The organism is uncultured Ruegeria sp. (assembly GCF_947497005.1).
GTDB lineage: Bacteria > Pseudomonadota > Alphaproteobacteria > Rhodobacterales > Rhodobacteraceae > Ruegeria.
Window position 1 is genome coordinate 1 of the sequence record NZ_CANMFF010000034.1, and the last position, 26,880, is coordinate 26,880.

At 53.2% G+C, this 26,880-nt stretch carries 32 protein-coding genes; 20 read left to right on the plus strand and 12 right to left on the minus strand.

Translation table 11 applies throughout. The features are described from left to right. Nucleotides 1–115 precede the first annotated feature (115 nt). Both Q0816_RS24790 and Q0816_RS24795 read left to right on the plus strand, forming a co-directional pair. On the plus strand, nt 116–301 hold the full coding sequence (locus Q0816_RS24790) for a hypothetical protein (protein ID WP_298855731.1): 186 nt from the start codon (nt 116–118) through the stop codon (nt 299–301). A gap of 43 nt (nt 302–344) precedes the next feature. Beyond that, nucleotides 345–563, plus strand: a complete 219-nt coding sequence (locus Q0816_RS24795; protein WP_298855734.1) for a hypothetical protein — start codon at nt 345–347, stop codon at nt 561–563. Nucleotides 564–749: 186 nt separating this feature from the next. Here the strand turns inward: Q0816_RS24795 and Q0816_RS24800 are convergent, their stop codons facing one another. Next, nucleotides 750–1,220, minus strand: a complete 471-nt coding sequence (locus Q0816_RS24800; protein WP_298855735.1) for a hypothetical protein — start codon at nt 1,218–1,220, stop codon at nt 750–752. 183 nt (nt 1,221–1,403) lie between these two features. Between Q0816_RS24800 and Q0816_RS24805 the strand changes: the two genes are divergently transcribed. From Q0816_RS24805 to Q0816_RS24835, 7 genes are all read left to right on the plus strand, one after another. Further along, entirely contained in the window at nt 1,404–2,378 is a 975-nt protein-coding gene (locus Q0816_RS24805; RefSeq protein WP_298855737.1) for a lipid A-modifier LpxR family protein, read from the plus strand. Nucleotides 2,379–2,502: 124 nt separating this feature from the next. Further along, the gene (locus Q0816_RS24810; protein ID WP_298855739.1) at nt 2,503–2,955 is read left to right on the plus strand and encodes a DUF2799 domain-containing protein; all 453 of its coding nucleotides are present in this window, start codon (nt 2,503–2,505) and stop codon (nt 2,953–2,955) included. A gap of 181 nt (nt 2,956–3,136) precedes the next feature. Then, complete coding sequence (locus tag Q0816_RS24815) at nt 3,137–3,529, plus strand: thermonuclease family protein (protein ID WP_298855741.1); 393 nt, start codon at nt 3,137–3,139, stop codon at nt 3,527–3,529. A gap of 390 nt (nt 3,530–3,919) precedes the next feature. Then, entirely contained in the window at nt 3,920–4,372 is a 453-nt protein-coding gene (locus Q0816_RS24820) for a hypothetical protein (protein ID WP_298855742.1), read from the plus strand. A gap of 18 nt (nt 4,373–4,390) precedes the next feature. Next, nucleotides 4,391–5,086: a hypothetical protein gene (locus Q0816_RS24825; protein WP_298855744.1), complete on the plus strand. Its 696-nt coding sequence runs from the start codon at nt 4,391–4,393 to the stop codon at nt 5,084–5,086. 853 nt (nt 5,087–5,939) lie between these two features. Next, nucleotides 5,940–7,271 (plus strand): peptidoglycan-binding protein, encoded by a 1,332-nt coding sequence (locus tag Q0816_RS24830; RefSeq protein WP_298855746.1) that lies wholly within the window; start codon nt 5,940–5,942, stop codon nt 7,269–7,271. A 679-nt stretch (nt 7,272–7,950) separates the two neighbouring features. Then, nucleotides 7,951–8,205 (plus strand): hypothetical protein, encoded by a 255-nt coding sequence (locus tag Q0816_RS24835; protein ID WP_298855748.1) that lies wholly within the window; start codon nt 7,951–7,953, stop codon nt 8,203–8,205. 22 nt (nt 8,206–8,227) lie between these two features. Here Q0816_RS24835 and Q0816_RS24840 read toward each other — a convergent pair whose 3' ends face one another. The 10 genes from Q0816_RS24840 to Q0816_RS24885 form a co-directional block, all read right to left on the minus strand. Beyond that, nucleotides 8,228–8,500, minus strand: coding sequence for a hypothetical protein (locus Q0816_RS24840; protein WP_298855750.1), 273 nt, complete (start codon nt 8,498–8,500; stop codon nt 8,228–8,230). Further along, nucleotides 8,497–9,048, minus strand: coding sequence for a hypothetical protein (locus Q0816_RS24845; RefSeq protein ID WP_298855752.1), 552 nt, complete (start codon nt 9,046–9,048; stop codon nt 8,497–8,499). The genes Q0816_RS24840 and Q0816_RS24845 overlap by 4 nt, the downstream gene beginning before the upstream one ends. A 147-nt stretch (nt 9,049–9,195) precedes the next feature. Beyond that, on the minus strand, nt 9,196–9,723 hold the full coding sequence (locus tag Q0816_RS24850) for a hypothetical protein (protein ID WP_298855754.1): 528 nt from the start codon (nt 9,721–9,723) through the stop codon (nt 9,196–9,198). Beyond that, entirely contained in the window at nt 9,724–9,930 is a 207-nt protein-coding gene (locus Q0816_RS24855) for a transcriptional coactivator p15/PC4 family protein (RefSeq protein ID WP_298855756.1), read from the minus strand. Nucleotides 9,931–10,030: 100 nt separating this feature from the next. Further along, nucleotides 10,031–10,399 carry a hypothetical protein gene (locus tag Q0816_RS24860; RefSeq protein ID WP_298855759.1) on the minus strand — a complete coding sequence of 123 codons (369 nt, stop codon included), beginning with the start codon at nt 10,397–10,399 and terminating at the stop codon, nt 10,031–10,033. Between the two features lie 108 nt (nt 10,400–10,507). After that, nucleotides 10,508–10,711, minus strand: a complete 204-nt coding sequence (locus Q0816_RS24865) for an AlpA family phage regulatory protein (RefSeq protein ID WP_170587561.1) — start codon at nt 10,709–10,711, stop codon at nt 10,508–10,510. A 116-nt stretch (nt 10,712–10,827) separates the two neighbouring features. Next, entirely contained in the window at nt 10,828–11,658 is an 831-nt protein-coding gene (locus Q0816_RS24870) for a hypothetical protein (RefSeq protein ID WP_298855765.1), read from the minus strand. Further along, complete coding sequence (locus tag Q0816_RS24875; RefSeq protein WP_298855767.1) at nt 11,655–12,842, minus strand: site-specific integrase; 1,188 nt, start codon at nt 12,840–12,842, stop codon at nt 11,655–11,657. The genes Q0816_RS24870 and Q0816_RS24875 overlap by 4 nt, the downstream gene beginning before the upstream one ends. 317 nt (nt 12,843–13,159) lie before the next feature. Continuing rightward, nucleotides 13,160–13,678, minus strand: coding sequence for a hypothetical protein (locus Q0816_RS24880; protein ID WP_298855769.1), 519 nt, complete (start codon nt 13,676–13,678; stop codon nt 13,160–13,162). After that, nucleotides 13,650–14,402: a response regulator transcription factor gene (locus tag Q0816_RS24885; protein WP_298855771.1), complete on the minus strand. Its 753-nt coding sequence runs from the start codon at nt 14,400–14,402 to the stop codon at nt 13,650–13,652. Before Q0816_RS24885 ends, Q0816_RS24880 begins: the two co-directional genes overlap by 29 nt. 600 nt (nt 14,403–15,002) lie before the next feature. Between Q0816_RS24885 and Q0816_RS24890 the strand changes: the two genes are divergently transcribed. From Q0816_RS24890 to Q0816_RS24915, 6 genes are all read left to right on the plus strand, one after another. Then, nucleotides 15,003–17,285 carry a hypothetical protein gene (locus tag Q0816_RS24890; RefSeq protein ID WP_298855773.1) on the plus strand — a complete coding sequence of 761 codons (2,283 nt, stop codon included), beginning with the start codon at nt 15,003–15,005 and terminating at the stop codon, nt 17,283–17,285. Between the two features lie 131 nt (nt 17,286–17,416). Further along, complete coding sequence (locus Q0816_RS24895) at nt 17,417–19,357, plus strand: type I secretion protein (RefSeq protein ID WP_298855775.1); 1,941 nt, start codon at nt 17,417–17,419, stop codon at nt 19,355–19,357. 38 nt (nt 19,358–19,395) lie between these two features. Further along, nucleotides 19,396–21,618, plus strand: coding sequence for a type I secretion system permease/ATPase (locus Q0816_RS24900; protein WP_298855776.1), 2,223 nt, complete (start codon nt 19,396–19,398; stop codon nt 21,616–21,618). Nucleotides 21,619–21,620: 2 nt separating this feature from the next. Beyond that, nucleotides 21,621–22,973 carry an HlyD family type I secretion periplasmic adaptor subunit gene (locus tag Q0816_RS24905; RefSeq protein WP_298855778.1) on the plus strand — a complete coding sequence of 451 codons (1,353 nt, stop codon included), beginning with the start codon at nt 21,621–21,623 and terminating at the stop codon, nt 22,971–22,973. A 79-nt stretch (nt 22,974–23,052) separates the two neighbouring features. Continuing rightward, nucleotides 23,053–23,430, plus strand: a complete 378-nt coding sequence (locus tag Q0816_RS24910; RefSeq protein WP_298855780.1) for a rhodanese-like domain-containing protein — start codon at nt 23,053–23,055, stop codon at nt 23,428–23,430. A 93-nt stretch (nt 23,431–23,523) separates the two neighbouring features. After that, a complete protein-coding gene (locus Q0816_RS24915) occupies nt 23,524–23,700 on the plus strand; it encodes a hypothetical protein (protein WP_298855782.1) in 177 nt (58 codons plus the stop codon). 9 nt (nt 23,701–23,709) lie between these two features. On the opposite strand, the gene Q0816_RS24920 is transcribed toward Q0816_RS24915, so the two are convergent. Beyond that, on the minus strand, nt 23,710–24,468 hold the full coding sequence (locus Q0816_RS24920) for an alpha/beta fold hydrolase (protein ID WP_298855785.1): 759 nt from the start codon (nt 24,466–24,468) through the stop codon (nt 23,710–23,712). Between the two features lie 91 nt (nt 24,469–24,559). On the opposite strand from Q0816_RS24920, the gene Q0816_RS24925 reads away from it, so the two are divergent. From Q0816_RS24925 to Q0816_RS24940, 5 genes are all read left to right on the plus strand, one after another. Continuing rightward, complete coding sequence (locus tag Q0816_RS24925) at nt 24,560–24,934, plus strand: hypothetical protein (RefSeq protein ID WP_298855786.1); 375 nt, start codon at nt 24,560–24,562, stop codon at nt 24,932–24,934. A gap of 56 nt (nt 24,935–24,990) precedes the next feature. Beyond that, on the plus strand, nt 24,991–25,581 hold the full coding sequence (locus Q0816_RS24930; protein WP_298855788.1) for a TetR/AcrR family transcriptional regulator: 591 nt from the start codon (nt 24,991–24,993) through the stop codon (nt 25,579–25,581). A gap of 91 nt (nt 25,582–25,672) precedes the next feature. Beyond that, nucleotides 25,673–25,987 carry a PspA/IM30 family protein gene (locus Q0816_RS26160; RefSeq protein ID WP_367180601.1) on the plus strand — a complete coding sequence of 105 codons (315 nt, stop codon included), beginning with the start codon at nt 25,673–25,675 and terminating at the stop codon, nt 25,985–25,987. Between the two features lie 201 nt (nt 25,988–26,188). Then, nucleotides 26,189–26,350, plus strand: a complete 162-nt coding sequence (locus Q0816_RS26165) for a hypothetical protein (protein ID WP_367180602.1) — start codon at nt 26,189–26,191, stop codon at nt 26,348–26,350. A 40-nt stretch (nt 26,351–26,390) separates the two neighbouring features. Continuing rightward, nucleotides 26,391–26,675 carry a hypothetical protein gene (locus Q0816_RS24940; RefSeq protein ID WP_298855790.1) on the plus strand — a complete coding sequence of 95 codons (285 nt, stop codon included), beginning with the start codon at nt 26,391–26,393 and terminating at the stop codon, nt 26,673–26,675. Nucleotides 26,676–26,880: the final 205 nt, after the last annotated feature.

Consider the following 26,880-nt stretch of genomic DNA (forward strand, 5'->3'; position numbering starts at 1 on the left):
AACCAACGACGACGAATATGAAGACCAGACCCGCAGACTCTCGTTATGAATGAGGGAGCCTCGGGGGGCAGGTCACATTCAATTTGGGCGAAATTGTGCGAACGGGAGTAACGATATGGACACAGAGTTCTTGGAGCGTGCCACCGAAATCGAACTGAGGCTTGAGGCAGAAGGTTTGTTTCTAACCGCTGAAGCCATTCGACAAGTTGTAAACGCCTATGTTGTCGACCATTCGAAGTACAGTGACAAAATGTGCAACCAAAATGCGCGAAAAACCAAATCAGAGTTAACTACGCGTTAACCAGATTTCCTCGACAGTAATCAAAACAATATTCGAGGGTTTCATGAGCACTAAACACTGGTTCGTTGAGGCGTTAGCTGAAATTGTAGATGATGCCAAAGCGGAGGGGTCGAAGAATACGTTGTGCGGCTTGCGGACAGCTCTGGAAATCTTTCTAGACGAGGCAACGTTGACGGCTGATGACAGAGCCGAAGTTCAGAACTTGATACTGGAAAACACCGACCTAAAAACACAACCCAATATTCCAATTTTGACTAACTGAATCACCTGGTTTCTGATGGGCTGACAAGCGGTGATGACATTGAGAAGATTTCTTCTCTAACTCAGTTTGCCAACTAAAACGAAGGTGAAGTTCACGTCGACGGCAGGTTGAGTGTTAGCGCCTCAATCTAGAGCATTGAAAAATCTTAGTTCGAACGATTCTAGTGGGCCTCGAACAACTCAGGGCTCAAGCAATTCTTTCCGACACTCCACATTGTTCTTCGCGAGCTATCGACCCGTTCAACGAGTTATCAATCAATATCTTTCGCACTTGCTCCATAACATCCAAAACGACAGCCGCAATATCTACCCATCTTTGGTTCAACAGAGAGTGTTTTTCATCAATGGGCGGCGTAGAAAAGACACATACCAAATGTGAGAGTAAGTTCGCTATCTGTATGTCGTCCATGAAGGCGGATGTGTCCGTGGTATCCAAGTAAATCGCGACCTCTTCGGCTACGCAAGTTGAGGTGGCTATCAAAACGCCAACGTCGTACGGCCTGACAGCTAGCTCGATTAGGACGCCCATCGCGATTAGGTCGAACAAGTTTGGCGCGGGAACAATTCTTCCGAAGCCGACACTTAACTGGGTACCGAAGTGCGGTCGCAGGATCTTCCAGGCATATTCAACCTGAGGAACTGACTTCGCCAGCGCCAACGTCGCATCCTGGACCTCTAGGGGAGTTGTGGTTGAACAAAACAATATTTGATACTTCCTTAGGTTGTATCTCAATTTGCCCGACAGAATCATAATGGCAAATTAACGCACAAATAAATTCAATTGAGCGCCAGTAACAATTCCGCTCTGGGATGTCAGCTAGACTGCTACCCGCAGAGCTCATTGAATTATCCTGACATTAACTTATGCCCGCTAGAGATTCGGAAGGAGTTTTTCGGTTTCTGGAAAAATGAGGGCGAATTAGTGAAAACCTTATTCCTTTTTTTTGGCACCATTCTAGCCGCTGCATCCGCATCTGCGGATCCGACTAAGTCGAGCTTCTTCACAAACGATTTCTTTGGAGACGGCAGGGATCGTTGGCGATCAGCGAGTTACACTCTGTTTTTGGGTTTTGAAGGCGAGAATACTGGAGGAGTCGCTCATGATATTCGTATTCGAGCCGAGATTATTTCACCGTGGGGCTCAAGGAACCAACCGACGGGCAACGACAGGCCTTATGTTGGGATGTTGGGACTCGGAGTTTTTGTAAACGAGAGCTTTGGACAGCTACAGTACAATGTAGGTGCTGAAATCCTTGCTACGGGAGACCAGACAAACATCGCCGACTTTCAGCAGGGGTTTCATGATTTAACTGGAATCGCAGGATATTTACCTAAGGATATGCCTCACGAGCATGTGGGAGACAGTGTAACAGGTATGGTTTCGGCCGAATTCGCAAGAGGCTACACGTTGGCCGAAGGTTTTTACTTCAGACCATTTGTTGGAGCGCAGGTCGGCTATGAGACGTTCGGGCGAGTTGGGTTTGATATCCTTGTGGACGGCTACGCCGACGCTAAAAGGTATGTTCGTGACCCGATTTCAGGGTTTTTGCAGCCTGCTTCACCAGAACGAGCTTCAAAAATGAACGATATGTCTTTCCTCCTCGGTGCCGACTATTCGTATGTCACACACAGCGATTTTTTTCCGCATTGGTCCGATGTTGAAATGACCAATGAACGGTTAAGAGCTCGGGCAGGCGTCCAGGTTCGAATCCGAAAGGTTTCGACGTTTTTTGGAATTACCTATCTAAGCAAAGAATTCGAATCGCAGGTTGAAAGCCAAACGATAGGCGTGCTGTCTCTCGAATTCCCATTCTGAAATGGAACTTTAAGCAATCGTTAAGCAGTGCCTCCTAGTCTCATTGTCATTCAATGGCAAAATCTACCCGCCGCGCTGCGGGTGAGTGACGGCCTCAGCGAGTATTAAGTATAGGATGAAAGCAATGACTGAACAGGCAATCACCGGCAAAGAACCAAAACGGTTGAAGAAGCAATTGGCGAAACCTCTAGCGTGTTCTGCAATTGTGGCGTTTGGCGTATGCTTCGGAGGTGCTGTGCATGCCAGCGATGAGTCCAGCGGTCTTTTTTCAAAGATGTTTCCTCCGGAAAACTGCATAGGTAAAATTGATTGGTCAAAGGTTGGCTTGGCTGACGGAAGATTGGGAATAGAACCCAGTTACTTCAGCTTCTACGAAAAGCGTTGTGCCCTTCGGTCGCGAATACCTGACAAAGAAGCATACTTTGAAGCCTATCATCGCGGGATTCGCTCCTATTGCACCCCTGAGAACATCTACAAATTAGCCCTCGGCGGCGCAGTCGCAATCGATTCATGTGAGAAAACCTCTGTAATTCTAAAAGCCGTTCAAGATGGCTTTGCGGAACACCTCAAGCAGTAAAAAAGTTCCGTTTTAGATGCTACTTTCAGCAACGAAGCCAATCGTCACTAACACTAAATTTACCAAACTGGCAGATGATCAAGGTAGCACAAACTTTCCTCGGACTTGCCCGGCCCCAGCGGTCGGGTTTTCTTTTCATTTAGGGGGTGAAGAGCTTAACAGATTCGCCTATCTCTTGAGCATGAAGCGCCTGATATTAGTCTTAGTCTTCCTTGCACCTAATGCCTACGCTGGCGGCCTTCACGTCCGAGATGCTGATACAATCGTCGTAGATGGCACACCGGTACGTCTAAACGGTGTGGACGCGCCCGAACTGGGTACACGGTCTGGGCAGAATGCTAAGCGCTGGATGGTCAACTACCTTCGTGGCAAGTCCATATCCTGCGACCTGAATGGCGAACGCACCCATGACCGCTGGGTCGGTATCTGCTACGCTGATGGGCAGGACATTGGGGCGGCTGTTATCGCCGCTGGGCATGCTCTGGACTGCGCCCGATATTCAGGTGGCCGGTACAGACATTTGGAGACCCGAGCGGCTAAGTCACGGCTTAAGCGGGCCAGATATTGTAGGTGAAAGCATGAAGCTCTGCGACTAGGTGATAGCTGCTATCCCTGACGGCATGACCAGCGACGTTGGCGAGATTATCGAGGGACCAATTGCGCGAAACGGCGTTGCTGCGTTTAAGGTGCGATTCGCCGACTTTGAAAATTGGGTTCCGGCTGACTGGCTCAAGCCGTACCTTCGCTCTGCAAACGATCCTTAGGTGCTGGCTGGGTGGGTTTGAACGGACGGTTTCCGCCCTGCAGCAAAGCAACCAAGTTTTTCCGAGAACTTGTGTTCAGCAAAATTACGGACCAGTGAGCAGGCAATTCGACCAAGCTCACATGTTGCTCCGTGTGACTCCAATGGATTAACATATGGATTATTCAAGCGCCTCAATTTGGGTTAATAATGGAGTCTATAATGCGTCACCAATTGTTTGGTTGGATTTTTGTCGCCGCCGTCTTCACCTGTTTGAGCCTTCAAATTGCTTCAGCCCAACAGTTAGTAACGCTGAACTCCGATGGGCAGAGTATGAGTGTCTCTGAGTTTGCGAGCCACACATGGATAGCCACTTCAAGTGAACGTGGTAGGACGCACAGTGCTGACTTAAAGTTTGACATCCGAAATGATAAGTTGGTTGGCAAAACCATCCACTGGCCAAATTCAGGAAAGACCAGCAAGTTGGCGGTTGAGAGTTTGACCAGCAAAAGGCTTGTGGTCGCGACGGTCGTTGAACAGGAGTGTGGAAAAAGTCGGAAAATCACCTACGAGATAACGTTTAAGAAAAAGAACATTAGACTGAAGGTTAGCGGACCTAAATCCCGATGTCGCAGCGGAACATTCAATGAAACTGGAAAACTAACCAAGCGATAAATAGAAAGAACATTGTTAATGTTGAAGTCTTTTGTCTTTGTCGCGATGCTTTTGGTTGGAGAGGCTGCTTTTGCTAAATGTGCTGACCTGGGTGTTTCGGATCGTGAAGGCCTAGAAAATGCCTTTCGGGCGGTAGGAGGAAAATATACTCCGCTTCCTAGCCGTTACATGCACCCTACTTGCTTGGTTTCCGTAAACTACAATGCTCGTGCATTGAGCAACGTTAGGCATATTCGCGCCGGGCGCTTCGAGCCCATGGTAGTATTCTACGATAATGTGAGAGATGCGCGACGGGATAACCGAGATCCAAATGGCTTCAAAAGATGGGACATTGTAATCGGTGTCATGCCCTACAATCAGTCAGCCAAAGTCGCAGTTGTTGCGGACTTCTATGTTAAGTTTGGCAAGCCAGAGGTCAAAACACTCACGAAAAGAATTCCCGGATGGGGCCGGGTAGATATCTTGTATCTCTATCGTGCTTTCCCTGACGCTCCCGACAAATCAAAGGTGTTGGCGTTTTTTGAAGTTCCTCCGCCAAAGAATTCGATGGCTGCGCGGAAGGGAGTAAAGCTGGTGTATGGCCAAACGCAGGATTTGGTTGTGGATTCAAGAAATGTGCGAGTGCCGGCCTTCCTGTTGGCCGATGTTTTGACTTCCGTTCAACTTCCGGCTTTGTCTCAGGAGGAGTTCCTCACTCATTTGGGAGACCAATAACGAAGTCCCGAGACTCCGCTGACCGTGTACCAAGATATGCCATAGGTGCACCCGATCCGGGTTGACGGAAGGGCTAACAACAGCGCAAAAACAGCAATTTGATGCGTTCATGACCTCGCATGGATACAGTGTTAGACTAAAGCGAAATGAGCGAGTGTTCGCCATGCTGCCCTTTTAGCTGGTGGGCATCAAGGATGCGGAAACCTCAGGGTAAGCTTCACAGAACCGAGTGAACCTTCGAAGTGTAGAACTATTCAAACTTGGATCTTTGGGAAAGCCTAAGATTCCATAAGCTGCAAAGTCGGTTGGCGGAAAGTCTTCTGGGCCGGAAAAAGACCTTGAAGCGACAAAATCTGATGCTTGTGCGGTAATAAGAGCGTCGTCAGGCGACAAAGCTAAGGAGTCGTAATCACACCCCGCGACCAATAAAGACAGAGTTAAACTCGCAATTATGCGCACGAAATCACTATAAAAAATATTTCTAAGTTGAAAGCAGCATGAGATTTAGGGTGCTGGTTGTCAAATTTGTCTCTTTTGTTGCTTCGATCATTGATCTGACTATCCACAAGATTGCAAGTTTTGAATTTGGACCGCGAAGCTTCAGGCCAAACAATAAACGGAGTGGTGTGAAAATTGGTCGTATAGGATCTGAACCGTTTCCCGCAAACTCATTCTTTCCATCATTGTAGACAGGTTCAACAGAACAGTTATGCCTGTAGATCAACAAAAAGGATTAAGTCGTTGCACGCAGAGAGGTACCATTTGACCGCCATGTTGTGTGTGGGGTTTACTGCTCCAACATACAGCCGTTCAATCAGTCGGCTGCAAATTTAGAAACAGTGCGGTGGATTAAATGAGAAAACACACACTAAGTCTATTTTGCGCGACTTTGGTGGGGGTTGGAGCTTCAACCCCACAGATTGTGATGGCGCAACCACATAGTTTCGCCATGGATACAGGCCCAGAAGCAGCGCAAATGCAATCCAAACTAAATGCCCTTGGATACAACGCCGGTACCGCTGATGGCTATCCAGGCCCGCAAACCCGTCAGGCGTTTATGGAATTCCAGGTTGAGCAATGTTTGACACCAACCGGACAACCGACCCAACTCACGATGGGATTGCTGAATGGTGCAACAACAGGATCAATGCCTTGTAGCGGCTCAAAACCCCCAATGGGAGTGAGCGCACTGACACCCTTGCTGAGTGGTGTCTATGTTGACGACGTCGCGATTTGTGGTTTGAACCATATACCATACGAAATTTTCTATGAGAGCATTAGGGTTATCCAAGGAAAGGGTATCGCATTCGGGTACGAAGATGGATGCGCAACCGGACGCACCGATATCCGAAAAGGAGTCACTCGATTTCGTGGCGAGTGCAACTTAGGAAACCAAGTGTTTACTCATGATTGGTGGTTTGATGTACTTTCAAATGAGCAGTATGTTGAAATAACAGGGCTTTTTGAGTCGTCATCTTCATTGCCCAAAACATTTACTAGATGTTCGCCCAGCAGCTCTCAGCATGGTTTGAATTTTCCGAAACAAACAAATCTGCCTGCGGGCAATAGTTCAAATTCAACCATCAACTCTAGCTCAAGTGGCCAAAGCGCAGTGACAATCTACAGCACGGCCACCCTGGTTCGCGGTCTGATTGCCTATGGCCAAACGAAAGGAACGCTCGGTATTTCTTTTGGCGGCAACAACTTCACGCTAGAGTCCAAGTCAAATTCCAACGGCCTGACAGAAGGTGTAGAAAGCGGAGAATTTCAGTGTGTTGAGTTGGTAAAAAGGTATGCAACATCTGTACTAAAAATTCCGGTCCAATCTCTTGGCCACGGCAAAGATGTAGCGAGAAATCTGGCGTCTCACTCCCCTAGTCGAATCTCTTACCATGAAAATGGAACGTCTAAGACACCGCCTCTGATTGGTTCAGTAATATCAATCGAGTTGCCGGGAGGCCTTAACGCCTATGGCCACACAGGAATTGTTCAAGCGGTATCTGTCAGCCAATCCGACCCAACAACCTTTACAGTGACTCTTTTCGATCAAAATTGGCCTACCAACGTATCGGGCGTTTGGAAGACGGTGAGTTTCTCGCAAAATCAACATGGATTCTGGACAGGCACTATGCTCAACAATGGCGTTCCTACGCCCGTCGTTGGGTGGGCAAATATCGACACTTAGGAGCCATCCTTCACCCAGTGATGCGACGGGCTTCAATCCCAACGACGCCCGCAGTGGGGCATTGGCACGAAGGTACGTCGCCGGTTCGCAAATGTTCGGAGAGTGAAAGGTGGTGTGAGGGGCTGGACGAGGGGGTCTGGGCCAGCCCCTCGTTTGGAGGGGGTGCTACGGTTTGGTGTTGTGTTCCGTTAACTGATTCCTATCACTTCCTGATAAACGGCGATATTGGGGGTATCCCTTAGCAGACGATGATTTGGCGAGACAGTTGGTCTTGGGCGTGGAAACAGTGAGTTTCCCGATTAATCATGGACACAAATTTGCCACAATGCGATAAATCCCGAGTGGGTGGCACGTCTTGATTTTAGCACGTACAATTTTCGACTGGTTTTCGAGGGGGTTGTGAGTTCGACGTGTCACCCCACGAGCACGACGCCAATCTAACAGAATTTCAAACTGCATTTTTTGAATGTCGTTGCGCTTTCGTAATCTTCATTGAACGGTCGCAATCAGAACACTTCGCTCTCATATCACTGTTATGCGGCGCGTCATGATGGGGTTTAGCGATTTCAATGAGGGGGTACGAGTTCGGCGCGTCGCAACCCCGACATGTTTTTGTGGCAAAAATACCGGCTGTCTTGATATCAGAGTGACTGAATAAGAACGCGGGTACAGAGCACCAATGAATATCGATGAACCTAAATTGGTAATGTCAGACAAGAGCAAGTCCGTGCTTGTTGATGGGTATCGGTTTGAAATCGAAATCTACCGCCTGGACAACCAGAACAAGTGGACGTTGGAAGCGGTGGACTGCGAAGATACCAGCTATGTCTGGGACGACAAGTTTGTTTCGGATCAGGAAACCTTGGATACCGCAATTGAGATTCTGAACAATGAAGGCGCTTTGGGCTTCATGGGTAAGGACACGAAGCCTTAGGGTAATTCCTTTCGGAGGATCTCTATATGTCGTCTATCATGCGTTCGAGTTGGCGTGAAATACGCACGTGTTCAGTGACGGCCTTCCTCATCTCCTGAGCTTCTCTTGTGCGCATCCCGTGCTTATAGGCCGGGTTGGCTTTGCCTGAACCGTGACCGCCACCGACACCATGCATCCGACAAACTGACCAGCCTTTTACCGCCGGGTTTTTGCAGGGAAGGCCGCTGCGTTTTGATGTCGCCGTGCATCGAGGGGCCGCGTGCGCCTTTTGCATGGGGTTGGAGGCATGTTTCATTTTTTGCCTCCCCCCGTCTCGACGTTACCGACAATAGCTTGTCCGCCGTCTTCAACGTTCACGTGCTGAACGGTGACCGTCTGTTTACCGCCGTTTCGGTATTTGCGAAGAGCTTCCATCTGCGCGGCGAATGAACGTGTGAGTTTGTTGAATCCAGTGTAGTGGAGTTGGGCTTGAGGGATTGTCTCTGTGGCACCAAGCCACCGGGCCGAGCGAATTGTTGCAACATGCGTGGCTGCCATCTGGACTGCCAGCATTCTCTCAACAGCATCTCGTGGCGCAATGTCGTGGATAATGGAAATCATGAATGCCCGCTCATCGTTTATTTCGCCCGCGCTACCAGATTCCGCGTTATTCAGTGCTTTCAGGCAGTGAGCCATCAAAGCACTAGCCTGTTCATCACTATCTGTTCCGAACACTTCCCTTAGCCCGTCGTGCTTGGTTAGCTCGACAATGCTACCTTCTTTGTTGCTGCCTTCGAATTTGATCCCAGTTTTGCTTGGCTCGCTTATCTTGGGGGTGATGTCGCCTTTGGTGTTATCTTTCATGGCTCATGCCTCGCTGTGTTTGATTGTCGGTGCCGAAGGTGTCTGTTTCCCCCAGACCCCCTGGTAGATTAAGGATGTCATCAATATTGAGCCGGGAGCCCTGCCGAAATGGGGCGTTTCCGGCACAAATTTTGAGCCGCCCTGTCATCATTTTTGCGCCGCCTTTGACTTCCCCGTCGCAAATTCTAAGACGGTGCTGTCATCATTTTGATGACGGGATTTTTCTTTTCCGTTAGTCCCTTTTGGGTTGTGAGTTGGGGCCTTCACCACAGGGAAATCCGCCCCTTCAGACCACTGCTTGTAGAGCCGACGACCACCGTCTCCGTGTGCGGTCGGCAGGGATATCTCTGTGAGTTCAAATAAGGGTGAAGTTGCGACGCCACTTTCACCCAGCTTGGGTGGTTTGGTGACCGCTATGAAGCCCTTAGCCTGCAATTCTCGGAAGCCATTCGCGACGGTATTGCGAGCGACACCAAGACGCTCTGCGGCCTGACGAACACTGAGACTGATCCTGCCGTTATTGTTGTTGTCCGGCCCACGCCACTCCAGTTTGAGCCAGGGGTAAAGAGACTGCGCGACAGGGGAGAGCGCCCGCCAAGCGGGCGTCTCCATCATGTTTCGAACAAGCTTTGTGAAGTGCTCTCCGCGTTTCTCGTTTCGCCTATCGCGCCCCATTTACGCAGCCTCCGCCTTATTGAGCGCGTCTATGAACTCAGGCAGCAATTCGGCCTTGAAGGCGACACCTTGCTTGCCAGGCAGCATCTCTCCGTCTTTCGAGATGAAGAACACGCGGATATTGATGAGGTCATGCCCTTGAAAGTCATCCCGGCTGACACGGAATTCCTCACGACTGTTTTTGGGGATCTGGGTGATGAGGGCCATTAGCGGCCCTCCCCATAGTATAGGGTTGCGATAATGCGAGCAGCGGCTTCAGTAAGGCCATGCTTGCGGCGAATAGTGCGGACTTGGAGGTCTAAGGTTCTCATGCCGCCACCTCGTTCGCCTGGATCAGCTCAACTTTGCTGACGAGGAAGTAGATGCCATACTTCTGGCGTCCGGTGTCTGCATCGCCCCGATACATTTTGCATTCGATGTTCACGCCGTCATCGCGCCGCAGCGGCAGCACTTGGTCCGAGAGGCGACAGTAGCTGGCCGCGAACAATGGCGACCGCATCAAACCCTCAAGGACTTGGCGCTTGTGCTTGGATGCGTAGATTTCGCGCGGTTCTTGACCCGGATCAGTGATCCGATACAGCGCTGGGGCCGTCAGATTGGGAAGGTCCGCCCATCGATATACACGCAATGCGTTTGACGGTGGGAGTTCAAAGTCTGGTTTCTGCTCAGTACTCATTTTCTGCTCCTTGGTTCTTGCACCAAAGGGCCGAAACGGTTACAATTACAGCTATTCCACAAGCCGCAATCAAACACCGCCCGCGCCCTGTTCCTGGGGTGCGGGTTTCTAGGCTGCTACCTCGGAAAGAGTTGAAATCCAGCTTTGAATTTCCGTTTCTTTCCATCCAACCGATTTTGGGCCAAGCCGAACTGGTGTAGGAAAAGAGGCATCAAAGTATGCGCTCTTCGGGTTCATTTTTTCGTAGATTGTGCTGCGGGATATCCCGGTTACCAATTCGACCTCGGGGCGGCGTAGAATGCGTTCAGTCATTGCCGGTCCTCTTTCCTCTGCCTTGGCACGATTGCCTTGGCTTCTGTCGGAAAGATGAATGAACTGAAGAATTTTGTGAAAATACGAACTAGAAATAACTGCGTGCGGAGTTGGTATTAGTCCGGGTTGGAGAGTCTTTCCGCGAACTCGCTCGCATACTTTTGGATTTCGACGCCAGACGAAAACCATGACAATTTCAAGGGAATGGCGGGAATATCCGGACGCTCGCGTATCGAGACAAGTGCCAGTTTGCTATTCCCGGTTCCTTCGTAGTCAATTTGCACACCAGCCAAGTCAATCTCCTTATGTATTGAAGCATGATGGGCATCAGAGATGTGCTTTTTCATTCTCATCAGCCGGTAACGGTCCTCGATGGCGTGTTGTTTCCTCCAGGCTTCCATTGCGGGACCTCTCCAGCTTGCCACGATTCCGAAAGAACCAATTGCAAACTCGACAGTTTTGCAAAACTCGCCGGATGGCGCACCGCTATCAGCGTTTTGCCCATACGAGACTTCCTTCCTAAGCCGCCGATAGAGACGCCTAACTCCTTCGGAAACAATGTAGGCCGCATGGTTTCTGCTTGTTAAGGAAGGCAGCTCGTCTCTCCAGTTTCCTATCTGGTCGGCATCTTGCTGCATTGCTTGAATCAGAAACTCAATTTGCTGTGGTGTAATCGTTCCGGCTTGAATCAGGGAGTTTAGCTCATTGTTGGACAAACGATTTAGCGACCTAATTAAGTTCTCAGCGTGTCTGACGACCTTGTTCAACTTGCCTGCCGCGTTCTTCAAGGCTTTTTGATGTTCTGGGGTTGACCATTCCGGAATGGGAAGGCTTTGGTATGCATTCACAACTGTATTGAAGTCGCATCGCAAAAAGGCCGCTATGTCGCGAAACGGCTGACAACCATCACCATCAGAGGGCGGATAGATTTCCTCGCCTGCCGTCATCCGCCTCTCCTTGCTTTGCCTAGAAGTCTACTGGTCGCGAAATCCGCCCACCGCTGCATGAGAATGCGCCGCTGATCGAGATGATCCGTGCGACGATAGGCGCGCTCCACAGACCCGCCTACGACATGCCCCAGGCACGTCTCTGCGACCTCGTGAGGCGTGTTTGTGGTCTCTGCAACCCAATCCCGAAAGCTGGATCTGAATCCGTGTGGTCGAGCCTGCATGTCCCGGCGTTCCATCAAGCGCGCCATTGTTGCATCGGAAATGACGCCTTTGCGAACGCTGGGGAAGAGATTGCCATCGCGCCCCTGTTTCTTTGCAGCTTCGATCACTTCCAATGCAGCGTCTGATAAGGGTACTCGGAAATCTTCTGTTGCATCCCTGCGTCCCTTCACAATCTCGGCCGGTATCGTCCAAACATCGTCTTCAAATTGATCCTCGTGCGCTTTTCGGATCGGCCCGGATCGCACTGCTGTCAGGATCAACAATCGCAACGCAAGGTGAGTCGTCGTTCCCTCATCAAGGCTGGAATAGAATGCGGGAACCTCAGCCCAAGGCAAAGCCGGGATGTTCTTTGGCTTATGCCGTTGCTTGCCGAGAAGGGCGCGGGCCTTCATTGTGGCCTGCAGGTCCACGTCCAATCCAAGAGCCGCAGCATGCTTAAGGCATATTCCCAAGCGGTCCATGGCTTTACTGGCGGTCTCAGCCTTTTCATGCCAAATCGGTGCCAGCGTGTCGCGAATGTCAATCTGGTCGATGTCTACAACAGGCACTTTTCCGAGCTTAGGCAAAACGTGCAGATCCAGTGGCGAGAACCAACGCCCAGCCTTACCATCACCTTTTAATTCGGCCTTGCGGGACTCGAATGCATCAAAAGCAATGTCCTTTAGAAGGTGCATGTTTCGCTCAAGCTGCCTGCGCTCGCGTTCCCGTTCTTTGATGGGGTCCAAGTTTCTCCGCGCCATCATCCGCCACTTTTCAGCATCTTCCCGGGCTTCTTTCAATGACACAGCAGGGTAGGCACCAAGGCCCATTTCACGGCGGCGACCGTGAACAGTTACGAGCAGTACCCATTTGCCATGTTTGACATCGCGCTTGTGCAGCCACAATCCAACCCCGTCGCCATATTTACCGGCGTCGGCAGTCTTGACTTTAGCTCCGCTTAGTCTGTTCGTTTGGCGCATTGTTGGTAGAGGCCTTCCTTCAGTCCAACTTTCAGTCCCATTTCTATATCTTGTATATTACGGATCATTTCGGAACAACCCGGAACAACATAGGTTGGACAACCAGAAGAAAATAAAGAGTATTTCCAAAATACCGGAATTGTGGGGAACGTACTGGAAGCATTGTTCAATGCCCACCGCCCGCACCATTCAGTTGTTCTTCGGAAATCGTGTACCTGTTCATGTCGTCTTAGCGCGCCACGCAGCTTCGGTTGGGCGAGTACTGTGAAACTGTGCCGCAAAAAATTTCTGTGCAGTCGGGTCGCGCAGTGGCAAGCCTAAACCGGATATCCCAAATGTTTGATCAGTTTCCAAATGTCCCGGTTTGCCGCTGATAACTGATCAACGACTGTTTCGATCTCGCGCAGGGCATTGTCATCGACGGTATCTTCACGGCCCAGCTTGATATCAGTTTTGCGATCGGCGATCCGCATAAGGATCGTTTTCGGGTTTCCGCTTTCCGGGTCGAAGGAATAGATGCAATGATTGTACTTGTTTCGAATACTCGAAAGTTTGGCCAATCTTTGGGTATGCTCAAGGATCGGATCGCGGACCTGGGTCGGACGCCCTTCCATTTTGGCGAGTCTCTCGACCAGATCTATTCGCGCACGAGTGGTGTTCAGGGTCAGGAAAATGATGACGGCCATGTCTTTCGACGTTCCGGTAAGGCCAGCGATCAAGTGGATCAGCAAGCTCTCTGTATTGGTCCACATATAGTTTAGCTTGCCGACCAAATGGATCAGGCGGTCGAAGCGGGCCTCAAAATGGTCAGTCAACGGTAGTCTGATGCGCCTCATGCGGCGCAACCTCGAAATAGAAATGGGCAGCCGCTGTCCGGTTGCTGACGCCGATCTTACCGACAACGTTATGCATATGCAGCTTGACCGTGTGTTCCGTTATGCCCAGCTTGGCCGCAATCAGCTTGTTGCTTTTGCCTTGCGACACCAGTTGAAGAACCTGTTTCTCGCGGCGTGTCAGTTTGGAATATTGCGCATGCCGATCCACACCGTTCGGTGCAATAGGTTTTGGTTGCGAGAAAATTTCGGGTGCGCGCTGACATGGAGATGAAACACAATCGGCAAGAAAACTGGGAAGGTAAAGTTCTTCGTGCATCAGTAACCTGAGGATGGCGCGCCACGCATCCGGCGCCACGTTCATTGGCAAAAACCCCAATTCGCCAAACTTCGCGCGATCCCAGCTTTCGAACATGTGCCGCGCCGATTCCTCTTTGCGATAGGCAAAGGCCAGACAGCCGGACCCTGTACTATTGGTATAGGCAGTGGGACGTGCCAGCAGGTCTTCGATCAACATTTGATCTACAACGACGATCCTACTGCTTCCAGGGACATGTTCACTCATTGCTTCGAGTGTTTCAAAGCGCAAGGCGCAGACGCCAAACTCGGTCTGGACACTTCTTAGGGTTTGATTTGAAAAGAATAACTCTTTTCCGAGGAAAGCAATCGAAAAATCTTCTGAATAAAGATTCTGATTGGCAGATCCATTGTTCAAAGACTCACTCATTATATTCCCTCACAAAACGGGGTTAACCGGAAATTGCGCAATAGAAATAAAATCGCCGGACAAAAATAGTTAACTAATCAAAGAATTATGTAGATTTTATGATAGCTGAAAACATGAATATCCACAACCAGACGGTATAGTTCGAGGGGCGGAGTTATAGAACTATCGGGTAGGTTTTCCCGAATGATTTTGTGTAACCATTGGAAACAATTACATTAATTTTCCATAACTTTCTTTGTTTAGACTTTCACACTTGATTTGCCGAGGAATTGAGAAACTTGAAAAATATCAAGCAAATACAATACGATACCCGTGTCAGAACTTTCAGTTAGCTAGTCGCGGACCCGCGCGACTGCAAACATGGCCGGGCTTCAATTCTCGAAGCGTCTGTTCCTGACGCGCCTGTTCCTTGCGTATTTCAGCATTGATCTTGAGCGGTCGCGTTTTTCGGCTTAGCCGGGAAAGGAGGTGGCCCCAAGGAAACTACTTTAGACCGCATTCAGTGTGTTTGGCGCTGTGTGGGGATTTTTTGTTTCAATCACGCTTGTTGCCGCTTTGTAGATGAATGGCGGTCTGGCGTTCCAGAAATGGGAATTTGTCATGAGACGCAATGTAAATAATACCAATGTAACGACCGTCGACGAAATTATTGTCGAGAATCTGGAAGCTCCGGTGAATATCGAAATTCCAGTAGACGAAGCCTTTGTCGAAGCTGACCTGACCGCGCAACAGCAGCAGCAGGATCAGAATGTAGAAAACTCCAACGATCAGGGTCAGGACCAAGGTCAGGATCAGGGCCAAGACCAAGGTCAGGATCAAGGTCAGGACCAAGGCCAGGATCAGGATCAAGGCCAGGATCAGTCCCAGACGCTTGATGGCGGAGATGACAGCAACGACAACTCCAACAACAACGAGATCAATATCGATTTCGGCGGTGGTGAGTGGATTCCGCGCGATGATGATCAGGTAGATCTTGATCTGGGCGATTCGGCGACAGTGGGCGACGTGATCACCGCTGGCCGTGATCTGACTTATGATCCCGGCGATGACATGAACGTGGACATCTCGATGGATGGTGCCGGAACAGCGATGGCAGCAGTCAACAGCCAGGTAGCCAGCCTGAGCGACGATGATACGCTGGATTCACCGACCGTATCCAACAATGCTGACTTCAACCAGAATGGCAACGCCAATGGTGGTACAGCCACTGCTGCAGAAGGTATCAACTCGGACGCCAATGGTGGAAAATCGGGTGATGGCGGAACCAGCTATGGTGGCGCGGCCGATTCATCAACAATGGGTAGCCAAGCGCAGGCTGATGGTGGCGACACCGGCAGTGCCAACGGCGATTCCAGCGGTGGCCGGGGTGGTTCAACTGGTGATGCACACAACGCAAGCATAGGTGTTGGTCTGTCTGGCGCAGGAGCTGACGGCGACAGCGCTGGTGGAGATGGCGGTGCCGCAGACAGCTCGGCGGCGTCCGACAACAACGGTAGCACGAGTGCCGACGGTGTAGGAACCGGTGGAACCGGAGGCAGCGCGGATTCGTTTGGTCTGGGTCTGGGCCTGGGTCTGTCCGGGTCGAACGCGGCCGGTAACGCAAATGGCGGCGACAGCGATTCCGATTCGACCGGAACCGGCACTGGTACGGCGGATAACGCCGCAGATGCTTCCGGAGCGGATGGCGGTGAAGGTAATGCCGCGTCTGATGGATCGGCTTCGAACACTGGCGACAGCACGACCGAAGCCAATGACGCCACTGCAGGCGACAATACTGCGGATGGCACCGCCGACAGCGCGGCGGACAGTTCGGCTGACGGCTCTGGCGGCGACGGAACTGGCGGCGACGGAACCGGTGGTGACGGAACTGGTGGTGACGGAACTGGTGGCGATGGCACCGGTGGCGACGGCGACGGCGGTTTTGGCGCGATGGTCGAAGCTGCAATCATGGCCCTGCAGGAAGAGCTTGGCATGTTTGAAGCCGAAGCAGGCGAAGGCGGTGACGGAACCGGCGGTGACGGAACCGGTGGCGACGGCACGGCCGGCGACGGAACCGGTGGCGACGGCTCGGGTGGCGACGGTTCCGGTGGAACTGCTGACTCGGATTCCGATGCACAGGGTGTAGGTGATCAATCGGCAAGTGGGCCGGATATTGACCAGAGCCCGGGTGACGTGAACGGCGCAGCTAGCAATGAGCAAGACACAGACGGCAGCGGCGGAGACGGCGGATCAAACGCGGCCGACGGCGCAGCGGATGCGGCGGGTACCGGAACATCGGCTGCCGACGGTGACGGCGGAGCAGGTGGCAGCACAACCCCGACGTCCACGTCTACCGGCAACGGTGCCGGGTCTGCGGATGCGGCCAATACCGCAGGTGATGGCGGCGCAGCAGACGTTTTCGGAGATGCCGACACCAACGGCGCGGCGGACAGCCTGGCTGACGCAATCGCCGGATATGGCGGTGAGGGCAGTTCCGACAACGATGCCACTTCGGCCGGTTCCGGCGACGCAACCGGTGCGGCCACATCGGGTGCCGGTGGTGCCGGTGGCGCATCCGCCGCAAACGGTGGAACCAGCGGCGCTTCGATGGGCAGCGCAACGTCCGGTGATACCATGGGTGGTACGACCACCGGTGGTTACGGTGGCGGTGCCTATTCGGGCGACGGCGGTGCTGGCGGCAATGGCGGTGCCTGGGGCGCGAACAATGGTGGCGATGGTATCGTAACCGGCGAGTCCTATGCGTCGGCTGCGGCTGTGGTCGATACCTCGGCCTTCAACCAGTCGATCATCATGGGTGCCAACGTTCTTGGCAACTCGGTCGATACGACCATGGTTGGTGGTTCGATGACCATGTCCAGCGCAAGCGACGACACAGACGTATAAGTCACAAGGCGGGGCTCGTATTTTCGGGCCCCGCAATTTTTCAAAAACGCCGGGGCCGTAATACGCGGCCCCGGCCCAACTGAACCCAAAGCGGAAATTTCAGGCCGGTGCGGGTATAAAGGATAACCGACATGGCACTTGACAGTATTACTGAAACGATAGCGCATTTTGTTGGAACTTTTGAGATTTCGATCGAACAGGCCCGGCTGAGAGATCAGTACGAAGAGTTCAGTGCCCTGAGGCGGAAAGCTGAAATCGATGGGCTTGACGACCCGGCTTCGATTAACATCAAGGCAGATCTGGATATCCCGGCGGGCGAATATAAGGCTCTGCCGTTCAATTTCCTTCCCTCTCAACCGGAACTGCCCCTGCCGTCCGCACCTGTTGGACCCGTGCATGAAGCAATCATTATTCTCAACGGAGAAAGCGCGGAGTCTATGCGCTTTGTTCCGGACGGCCCGTCCAGCCCGTCATCTGCGCCAGAGTTGATTATTCTACGGCCGGAGTCCGTGCCACTGGGTTCGGCAATGACCTTCACCGTGCAAAAGGTGGTCATGCGTGACAACGACACGGTGGGCGAAGGGGATTTTCGGGATACCGAAGTACTGATCGCTCAGGGCGAAGAAATGCTGGATATGGCCTTGTCGCTCCATGCTGTGGCGTCCCCGTCATTTTCACTCGCGGATTACAAATCGACCGAGATGGTTGAGGCGCTGGCCGAGCAGATGCTGGACCCGATGAATGCGGAAGTGGACGGCGTTACCGTGCATCAGTTCCATGGCGATGATGCGATGGGTGTGATTGTCAACGGCCAATACGTTGCCGAGGCTCCGGTGTGGAAAGAGATTCTGCCAGAGTTCCATAAGCCGGATGAAGCGAACGAGGATGAGGCGGAAGCCATGCTGCCGGACGAGTGGGATCAGTCAAAGGATCCCGAGTTCGACGACGGGCACCTTGTGGTGACCGGTGGTAACCTTGCGATCAATGGGGTCTCTGCAGCTGTTGGTTGGGTGGATGCCCCCTATATTGCAGTTGGTGGGCAGGCAATTAGCCTGACGGCCATCAGTCAGGTCGCGCTTGTGTCGGATTGGGATGTTGGGGTTCCGGGCGCAAGCAGTGGCACCGATGTGATTCAGTCCTCGAAAATCGAAGTTGAAGGCAGAGAAGCCCCCTGGCTTGATGATGCCGCCGGAACCACCGGACAACCTGAATACATCGTGGTGGATTGGGTGCACGGTGATCTGGTTGTGGCGAATTTCATCAAGCAAGTTATCGACGCCACGGATATCGATAACATTCAGACCGAGATTTCGGCCGCGTCGACCCTGTATGCTATGGGCGACAACGAGATGTTCAATGTCACCGATATCGTGCAACTGGGCAGCTACTACGACCTGATCATGATCGACGGGAACATGATTTCCGTCGATATGCTGTATCAGACCATTGCCCTGATGGATGACGATATCATCAGCGGCGGTATGCCCGGAGCAATGGCCGGAGATGATGAAAATCTGCTCATGAATGAAGCGTCTGTCAAAACGATAGGCGAAGATATTCATCAGGATCTGCAGCAGAACCTGTCCGATGCCATGGCCCTTGAGGAAATGGATATGGATGCGTTGGAGGACGCGTTGCTCAATGATCCCATGTTCGCCGGAATGGAACAGTTACGCGTGCTCAAAATCGACGGAGACCTGTTGCAGGTCAACATCATTGAGCAGGTCACCATGATGCTGGATCAGGATCAAGTTGATCTGTCTGGTCCCAATGCAGCTGAGGCCGAGGTCGTCGCTGGCAGCAACGCCCTGTTGAACGCCGCGAATTTGACCAAAATGGGTGTGGATTCGACAGTTATGGCTGCTGACGGATCCTATTCTGACCTGTTGCTACATCAGGCCAGCCTGATCGACATGCCGGACAACGAAGAAATCACAGAAATGACCAATGAAGCAATCGCTGCAATCATAGATGACATGTCTATCCCGCAACCGGATGCCGCACAGGCGCTAACCACACCGTCCACCGAAACAACGACAGCAGATGACGGCCTGCAAACCATGTTGGCCTGACCCTCCCAATTTTTATCGAGTGACCAGAAGGTTTGTAAATGTCGATTGTATTTTCGTCACGCCGTCCACCCTTATCCAGCCCATTGGACAGGCAAGGCGGTTTGGGCCCGCAGCGTCAGGACGCTGGTGGAGAGATGGAACCAATGACGCGGTCGCTACGGGCGAAAGCCCGACTGCACCTGACGCAGGAGATGCGCGTGCCTGAACCAGAACGAAATCAGACGGTCGAAACCGACAAACCGAAGCAATCCGAAGACCAACAACACTCACGCGAACAACGGCGCGCTGATCCTCCCCATCGGCGCGCACAGCCGCAGCCCGCGCAAGACAAAGACCCGGCGGGTGGTGGCAATGGGGTGGCCGACGCTGAAGGCCCGGATCCGGCATCCGTCGGGGACTCGACTGCGCGAAAGACCCCCTCTGCGCGCGCATCCGGCGAGAACGGCATAGGCACCACGATCGAGGCCAAGGCAAACCAGCCACTGTTGCAAACAAAGACCGGCGGCGGTGATGGGAACGGGCCACCCCAAACTTTCCACAAACGCACCCCGCCCGAGGATTTCCAGCGCACGTTGCGCGTTTCAACACGGGCGATCTGGCGCAACTTGGCGTTTGTTCTGGTCCTGACCTGTGCCACCAACATCCTGATACTGGCGATCCCGATCTATCTGTTTCAGATCAGCGACCGGGTTCTGACCAGCCGGTCCCTTGATACACTGATTATGCTGACAGCGATTGTCGCTGGCGCGGTGATCTTTCAATCGGCGTTCGATGCCGTACGGCGGTTTATGCTCATGCGGACGGGGGTCGAGGTGGCGGCACGGCTGGGCGCACCGGTGCTGAGTGCCGCCGCGCATGCCTCGCTGCATGGAAACGGGCGCGAGTATCAGACATTGGGCGATTTGCAGCAGTTGCGCGGTTTTTTGGTCTCGGGCACATTGATCTCATTTCTGGACGTACCGTTCGCACCATTGTTCATATTGATGATTTTCCTGGTGCATCCGCAATTGGGTTTGATCGTTGTGGTTACTGCGCTGATCCTGATGACGATTGCGCTGATCAACCAGAAAATGACTGCCAAGCCGTTTGCCGAGGCGAACAAGGCGCAGTCCATGGCGAACCTGCATCTGGATTCGATGTCGCGCAACAGCCAGATCATTAACGCTTTGGCGATGATCCCCGAAGCAGTGCGAATCTGGGGGCGGGACACAGCCCAATCCCTGACCTGGCAGGTACGGGCACAGGACCGAAACGTGATCTTCGCTGCAATTTCGCGCGCCGTTCGCCTGCTGACGCAGATCGGAATACTGGGCTGGGGCGCGTTTCTGGCCCTGCAGGGAGAGATCACGGGTGGTATGGTGATTGCGGCCTCGATCATTGCCGGGCGCGCCTTTGCGCCAATTGAAGGCTCGATTGAAGGGTGGAACAGCTATCTGCTGACACGCGGGGCTTATGGGCGGATCAAGGCGCTGCTATCGACCTCGGCCCTGCAATACGAAAAACTGCGCTTGCCTCGCCCCGAAGGTCGTCTGGATGTCGAACGTCTGCTCTATGTGCCGGGCGGAACCAAACGCGTGGTTCTGAACGGTATTACGTTCTCGCTGGTTCCCGGCGAAACACTGGCCATTATCGGCAATTCAGGTGCGGGGAAAACCACGCTTGGGAAAACTCTTGTCGGGTCCATTCTGCCCACATCGGGCAGTGTAAGGCTTGACCTGATGGACATCCGCAACTGGGACCCGCGCCAGTTTGGCGAAAGCATCGGCTACCTGCCACAGGATGTTCAGCTATTCCCTGGCACGATCAAGGACAATATCGGACGGATGCGGGTGGATGCCACAGACGAACAGATTCACGATGCCGCCGTTCTGGCCGATGTTCATAACATGATTGCGACTCTGCCGCAGGGATATGAGACCGTGGTGGCCGCTGATGGGTCGCCGTTATCCGGTGGTCAGAAACAACGTATCGCACTGGCGCGGGCATTCTTTGGCAACCCCAGAATGGTTGTGCTGGATGAGCCGAACTCAAACCTTGACGTCGCTGGGGACAAGGCGCTTGCGCGTGCCATTGAGCAGGCGCGTGCGAGCAAGATCACCGTGGTTGTTATCACGCAGAAACCAACGCTGTTGAACGTTGTCGACAAGATCATGCTTTTGACCGACGGGCGCGTGGCCCTGTTTGGTCAGCGAGACCAGGTTCTTCAGCAGCTCAATGGGCCGCGCAAACAGACCGGCATTGAAGGCCGGCAGGGGGGCTGACCATGAATGACCTCGTACCTGTGAACAACTCCGACAATGATCCAGATGTGTGGTATGCTGAGGTTCCACGCTCGATCAACAGGTTCATTGTGATCGGGCTGGTCATGCTTGTCGTGTGTTTCGGCGGTTTCGGGGTCTGGTCCTTCAGCGCTCCGCTGGCCGCTGCGGTCATCGCGCAAGGCAGCTTCGTCGCCACGGGTCGGAACAAGATAGTACAACACCTTGAGGGCGGCATCATCGAAGACATCAAAGTTGTGGAAGGTCAGTCGGTTCAGGCGGGTCAGGTGCTGATGACGTTGGATCAGACTTCGGCCCAGGCCAATGAGCGTGAGCTGTTTATTCGCAAGCTGCGCCTTCAGGCTATGACCGAGCGGCTGCTGGCGGAGTACGGGGAACGCGACCGCCTCGTGTTTTCGCCGGAACTGATCGAAGCCGCCAAAGATGTTGAAATAATGGCCATTCTTGACGGGCAAAAGCTCAGCTTCGATGTGTCGCGCAAGACTCTGCTTAATGACTTGGCGCTGTTGGAACGCAACATGGAAGCGCTGAAAATCCGGGCCAGCGGATTTGAGGCTCAGCTGGACAGCATGACCCGGCGAGCGGAGATATTGCAGGAGGAGTTTGAGGCCAAGAGCCAGCTGTTCGAGAAAGGCCTTGTTCGCAAAGGGGATTTGAACACCATCCGTCGTGTTCAGGCCGAAGCCGAAGGGCAGCAGGCCCGGCTGCAGGCGGAAGCCGCCGAAATCAACCAGATGCTGCTAAAATACGACGAACAGATTACGCGTACGCGGTCCGCCTATCGTGAGGCCGCGCTGGACGAACTTGGCGTTATCGAAGCCGATCTGGAAAGCGTCCGTGAAAAATCCCGTCAGGCCCGCAGCGTTCTTGACCGGGCCGTAGTGCGCGCGCCTGTGACCGGAACGGTGGTGCGGTTGCACTATCATACGCCGGGCGGTGTGATTGAAACCGGGGAACCAATAGCCGAGATACTGCCCGCAGATGCACCCCTGATCATCGAGGCACAGATTCCGCGCACCGAGATTGACAGTGTTGTTACGGGACAGACCGCCACTGTACGCCTGATCGCATTGAATCAGCGCACGACGCCTGTTTTGTACGGAGAAGTCTTCTATATCTCGGCCGATTCACTGCTTGAGGATTCGACCGGTGTTCCGCAAGAAGTCTATCTGGCGCGGATCTCACTCACTCCGGATGAGTTGCACCGCGTCAGCGGCTTTGTTCCGACCCCGGGGATGCCCGCTGAAATCATGATCCAAACCGAAGAACGCACCTTTGCGGCCTATATCGCCAAACCGGTATCAGACAGCATGTCGCGCGCGTTTCGGGAGCAATAACGCGGTCGCTCTCCTTCACGCCTACACCTTCTAATTCTCGCATGTTAACCTCTGCGCGGCGACGTAGAGGAGAACTTGCATGCCGGTGACGGTCAAAGACATGATGGAGGCCGCCAATGCGGTGGTCGAGCGTATCGATACAGCCCAAGCAAAGGCCATGATCGAACAGGGGGGGCTGCTGCTGGATATTCGCGATGCGAATGAGCTGGAAAACACTGGCCGCGCCGCCGGGGCGCATCATGTACCCCGTGGCATGCTGGAATTTCGGGCAGACGATGCATTGCAATCACATGACCCCGAACTGCGCAAGGAACGCCCCATCGTGTTGTACTGCGCATCAGGTGGGCGCGCGGCTTTGGCCGGAAAGCTTCTGAAGGATATGGGATATCAGAAGGTGTATAATCTCGGTGGGTTAGCCGACTGGGTGAATGGAGGCGGTGAAACCGTCAAATCCTAGGTCCGGAACAGTCTGCATCTGACACAAATCAAAGTGCAACACATTCGAATCGTGAAACATTTGGCCGGAAGTCATCAGAAGGAAAACCCGGCCATGTTTCGTCTTGCCGCTATGCTGTATTCACTGATTGCAACTGCTCTGTCAGGTTCGGCCATTATCGCCGTGCTGTCGGCTGGAATGGTTTCTGTCAGCGCGATCGTTGGCGCCGCAGCCGCAGGGGCTGTACTCGCCGCTCCGGCATCCTGGATGGTGGCCCGGCGGCTGTATTAAGGCGCGTGATCAGGCGTTCAGGAATGCCCTGACGGCAGCTTCGAACTCACGCGGTTTTTCGGCATGCAGCCAATGTCCGGCACCGGGGATTTTGGCAAAACGCGCTCCGGGAAACAACGTGCGGATTTTATCGCGATGCTTAGGCAGGACGTAGTCTGACGCGCCCCCTGACAGGAACAGCGCGGAACCTTGCCACAGGGCGTCCAGATCTGGAAAGCCCATGATATTTGGCATCTGGTCTGCCAACACATCCAGGTTCAGCAACCAACGCTTTCCCTTGATGTCCAGCGATTGCGTGAAAAAGCTTCGCAAGGCCTTTTCAACGCCCAGTTCAGCCAGTTGCTGTTCTGCGTCCGAACGGCGTGTAACGCGCGAAAAATCCACCGCGCGCATGGCTTCGATAAACTGAATTTGGCTGTGCGTGTATTGCACCGGCGCGATGTCTGCGACGACCAGCTTGTTTACCAATCCACCGTGTTTCAGCGCCAGTGTCATCGCGGCCTTGCCGCCCATCGAATGTCCAAGTACATCCGCTGTCCCGCCAATCTGGTCGATTACTTCTGCGATATCCTGCGCCAGATGAGGGTAATCGTGACAGGCATCCCACGCACTGTAGGCGTGGTTACGCATATCGACTGCCACAACCTGCCGTTCGTCCGAAAGCCGCCTTGCAATCACGCCCCAGTTTCGGGCCGATCCATACAGGCCATGGGCAATGATCAAGGGCGGTCGGGCGGTTGGTTCACCATGTACAATCGTGTTCAGCATATGTCGCGTGATACAAGCCGTGGCCAGAAACGGCCAGCCCCATTGTAGGTCTTTGACACAGACGCTAAGTTACCGCCGCAGGAGACCATCTATGTCGCAGGACCCAGATATTCAGACCCGGATCGCCGAGACGGTGGTGTTGCTGCGCGCAAAGCTCGGGGTACGCGACAAGACTCTCGAGACATCGATCCGCAAGGCCAAACGCCGGATGCCGCGTCGTGTCTACAAGCAGGCGCTGATTTTGGCCCGGGCCGAGGCAATGGCATCTCATCCCAAGTTGAGGCTGGTTCTGGATACCCCCAAGTTGATCAAGGCATCCGACGTGGTGCAGACCCATCTGGGGTCTATCAATCTGGCGGATCGCAGATGGGGCTGGTTCCTCGGTTTGCTGGGAGGGCTGGCGTTCAACCTGTTGGCGCTGACGACACTTCTGCTGGTTTTTCTGTGGTGGCGCGGCTTGATCTGACCTTTGACTCTGGACTATGCGCTGAGGTCTGAACGTGGTTCAAAGTTGAGGGCGATATGTCAACGAAAGTACAGATCCGGCGTGAGCAGTTGCGCGAAAAACTGGTCGAATCCGCAGAGGCTCGAATTGATCAGAATGGTCTGAACGATCTTCGGGCGCGGGATCTGGCCAAGGACGCCGGATGTGCGCTGGGCGCGATTTACAACGTGTTTGAAGATTTGAATGCCATTGTCATGGCCGTGAATGGGCGGACCTTCAAGCGTCTGGGGAAGACAGTTGGTACATCTTTTGACGGCAGCGAACCTCCAGTGCAGCGACTGATTGTCATGAGCACGGCCTATCTGCATTTTGCCGATGAAAACGCCAACCTGTGGCGGGCTTTGTTCGACCTGCAGATGTCCGATGATGGATCAGTACCGGACTGGTATCGCAACGCATTGAAAGAGTTGTTTTTCTTTATCGCCGAGCCTGTCAGCGAATTGTTCCCTGATCTGGACCGGGGCGAGATGGATTTGATGACCCGCGCGCTGTTTTCCTCTGTCCACGGGATCGTCGCCCTTGGGCTTGAAAACCGCTTCTCGGGTGTGCCGCCGGAACAGATCGAACGCATGATCGCACAGGTTTTTTCAAGAATTGGAAACAAATAATTTCCTGAACGTCGTTCAAAAATACTTGAACGTCGTTCACGTGGTTGCTATCCCCGTTTTGTGAACGATGTTCATGAATTTGGAGGAGCACATGTTCGGTACCTTGAAGACCCTGATGAATGGCGCAAATGCTCGGGCCGAAGACCGTCTGCGCGACAATTTTTCCATTGAGCTGATTGACCAGAAGATCCGTGAGGTTGACCAAAACCTGAAAGTCGCCAAGCTGACGCTTGCCAGCCTGACCCAGAAACAACGCGGAGAAATCCGTCAAATCGAAACGCTGCAATCCCGCACTGACGATCTGATGGAGCGAACCAGTCAGGCGTTGGCAGATGACCGGCAGGATCTTGTTCAAAGCGCGGCACAGGCGGTTGAGGATCTGGAAAACGAACTGGCGCTGCGCTAGCAAACCGTGGACCGGCTTGAGGCACGTATCCTGCAATTGCGCCATTCGGTGCAGACCGCCAGCCGCCGTATTCTGGATCTCAAGCAGGGGGCAATTTCGGCGCGGGCGATAAAACGAGAGCAGGGGTTGCAGAAACGGTTGAACTGACATCTGAGCGGCACGAGCCCGGCCGAAGAAGCCGAAGAACTGATCGCGCGTGTGATGACCCAGGACGACCCGTTCGAACAGTCCGAAATCCTTCGCGAGATCGATGAAGGCAATGATCACAGCAATCTGGCCCGGCGCATGGAGGAGGCGGGTTACGGTCCCAAAACCCGCTCCAGCGCGGCCGATGTTTTAAACCGCCTCAAGGCGCAATCCTAATCCAGCCCCAACCTAATTTCTTTGACCAAGGAGACTTCCAATGACCAATCGTGGCGAAAACAATCTGATCTTGTTGTTGAACGGGGCAGGCGTGGCCGTGGCTTATTTGCTGCTGGGGATCTCGCTTTATCTTTCGACCGATGTTCCACTAGCTACCAAAGGCTATTGGGGCATGGGTATCGTGTTGCTGACACTGAGCCTGATCAACGTGGTGAAATATCGCTTCGACGGTCGCTCGGCCGAGGATCGCATCAATCGCATCGAAGAAGCGCGCAACGAAAAGTTATTGGAAGATGCGCTGAAAGAAGCCGAGGCCGAAGTTTGAGTGCTTTCACGCCGGGGCCCAACGTTTTCAGCGCGTCTTTCTTGCGTGTAAATGGGCGGCAGTACCGCAAACAAAAAAAACGGCGCCTCAGGGGCGCCGTTTTTTCTTGTCGTACCGATTACAAATTTGGATAGATCGGGAAACGGGCGCAGAGCTCTGCGACCTCGGCTTTGACCTTGGCTTCGACGGCGCCATTGCCGTCTTC